Here is a 2,131-nt window from a genome sequence, read left to right as displayed (position 1 = left end):
GCCGAAGGCTGCGATCTTTTGATTTTGATTTTCAGACAGGCAAGATCAAAAGATCGCAGCCTTCGGCAGCTCCTACACTGGAACCGTGCAGCGCCTGAAATCAGTGAACACAAAATAAGATCGCAACGACATGTCAGAACCGACCTTACTGAACAACGAAATCCGCGACTGGCTGATGGACTGTGGCCTTTTCGACCAATTGCAACTGGCCGACTTCGCCGCCGCCTCCGGCTACTTCAGCATCAGCACCGTGGCTGAAGGCGAAGCAATTTTCCGTGAGGGCGATGCCGGCAGTTTCATGTGCATCCTCCACACCGGTCAGGTCGCCGTGCAGAAAACCGGTGCCGACGGTCAGGTCATCACCATGGCCACCCTGCGCAGCGGTCGGGCGTTCGGGGAAATGGCCGTGCTCGACGGCGAACGGCGCTCGGCCACTTGCGTGGCGGCGAGCAATTGCCAGTTGCTCAATCTGGGCAAGGACTCGCTGGAAAAAATGCTCAACGACGCGCCGAAAATCGCCGCCAAGATCATCCGCGCCCTCGCCGTCTCCCTGTCCAAACGCTTGCGCATGGCGGACGGCCAACTGGCGGCGCAACAGGTTTAACCGCCGGGGGATTTGATCTTGGTGCCGGTCTGTTCAATACCCGGCACCGGTTGATCCTTGATTGGCGGGCTGGGCATTTCGATCGGCACCAGCGGCGGGCTGCCACTGCCGGCGCCCGACTTGGGGATGTTGATCGGCGTGATCTGTGGATATGGGGTTGGCGTTGCGGTGCCGGGCGAGCCGGGCTGCGGCGCCGGGCTGACCGGAATGGTCTGCTGCGCTTGCACTGCAGTTATCGAGAGCGCGGCCAGGGCAATGACCGTTAGAATGGTGCGCTTCATCAAGGGCTCCGTTGGCCTTAGTCTGCGCTCAGGCTACTCCCAACGGGCCTGCTTGCCTTCCCCCTTGTAGAGATTTCCATGAAACGTTTCGTTCTGCTCGACACCACCCCGATCCCTGAAAGCGGCGGTGCCCTGTGCCTGTTCGAGTATGGCGAGGATTTCGTCATCAAGATCCAGGGCGGCGACGGCGGGCAACTGATGAACACGCGCATGCACGGCTCTGAAGATGCGCTGGCCGAGATCCCTTGCCGCAAGGTTGCTGGCCGGCCGAACTCGCGGGTGCTGATCGGCGGGCTGGGCATGGGTTTCACCCTCGCCTCGGCGCTTAAGCATCTGGGCAAGAGCGCTGAAGTGGTGGTCGCCGAACTCGTGCCGGGCGTGGTCGAGTGGAACCGTGGCCCGCTCGGTGAAAAGTCCGGCCGGCCGCTGCTCGATCCGCGCACGGTGATTCGTCAGGAAGACGTGGCCAACGTCCTGCAAAGCGAGCCGAACGGCTTCGACGCGATCATGCTCGACGTCGACAACGGCCCCGAAGGCCTGACGCAAAAGGCCAACAGTTGGCTGTATTCCGCCGCGGGCCTGAATGCCTGCGCCAAGGCACTGCGCCCAAAAGGCGTGCTGGCCGTGTGGTCGGCCAGCGCTGACCGGCAGTTTTCCGACAAATTGAAGAAGGCCGGTTTCAAGGCTGAGGAAGTGCAGGTCTTCGCCCACGGCAACAAGGGCACTCGCCACACGATCTGGATTGCCGAGAAGCTCAAGGGCTGAGCTAAACTCTGTACATAACCGTCATTAGTCTTCTACAAAGGTGAACCCATGAGTTCGTCCACCCCAACCAATACGTCGAAGCTGGATCGCATCCTCGCCGACAACCAGCGCGACAAGGAAATGGGCTATCGCGACAAGGCCCTGAAGATGTACCCGCACGTCTGTGGCCGCTGCACCCGTGAGTTTTCCGGCAAGCGCCTGAGCGAACTGACCGTGCACCACCGTGATCACAACCACGACAACAACCCGCAGGACGGCTCGAACTGGGAGCTGTTGTGCCTGTACTGCCACGACAACGAACACTCGCGCTACACCGACCAGCAATACTTCAGCGAAGGCTCGCTGAGCACGCCGAAAATTGCCAAGGCGACGCACAACCCGTTCGCCGCACTGGCCGGGTTGATGAAGAAAGAAGACTGAACCAGCCATGATCGTTCCCACGCTCTGCGTGGGAACGATCAGTGCCCGCCCTCCCCCAATC

General features: G+C 60.9%; 4 protein-coding genes. 3 read left to right on the top strand and 1 reads right to left on the bottom strand.

Annotated elements, in window-relative coordinates; all coding sequences use genetic code 11:
• The first annotated feature begins 130 nt into the window (after nt 1–130).
• Entirely contained in the window at nt 131–604 is a 474-nt protein-coding gene (locus tag IAI51_RS27705; RefSeq protein ID WP_186548822.1) for a cyclic nucleotide-binding domain-containing protein, read from the top strand.
• Here IAI51_RS27705 and IAI51_RS27700 read toward each other — a convergent pair.
• Entirely contained in the window at nt 601–885 is a 285-nt protein-coding gene (locus IAI51_RS27700) for a hypothetical protein (RefSeq protein WP_187681368.1), read from the bottom strand. The genes IAI51_RS27705 and IAI51_RS27700 overlap by 4 nt on opposite strands.
• A gap of 78 nt (nt 886–963) precedes the next feature.
• Here IAI51_RS27700 and IAI51_RS27695 point away from each other — a divergent pair, with 78 nt between their 5' ends.
• Both IAI51_RS27695 and IAI51_RS27690 read left to right on the top strand, forming a co-directional pair.
• On the top strand, nt 964–1,650 hold the full coding sequence (locus IAI51_RS27695) for a spermidine synthase (RefSeq protein ID WP_123536167.1): 687 nt from the start codon (nt 964–966) through the stop codon (nt 1,648–1,650).
• Nucleotides 1,651–1,698: 48 nt separating this feature from the next.
• A complete protein-coding gene (locus IAI51_RS27690; protein WP_007911336.1) occupies nt 1,699–2,070 on the top strand; it encodes a YajD family HNH nuclease in 372 nt (123 codons plus the stop codon).
• Nucleotides 2,071–2,131: the final 61 nt, after the last annotated feature.

This window comes from Pseudomonas sp. N40(2020) (assembly GCF_014472415.1).
Taxonomy (GTDB): domain Bacteria; phylum Pseudomonadota; class Gammaproteobacteria; order Pseudomonadales; family Pseudomonadaceae; genus Aquipseudomonas.
Note: the sequence above shows the minus strand (reverse complement) of the source record. Positions and strands in the feature narration are given on the sequence as shown.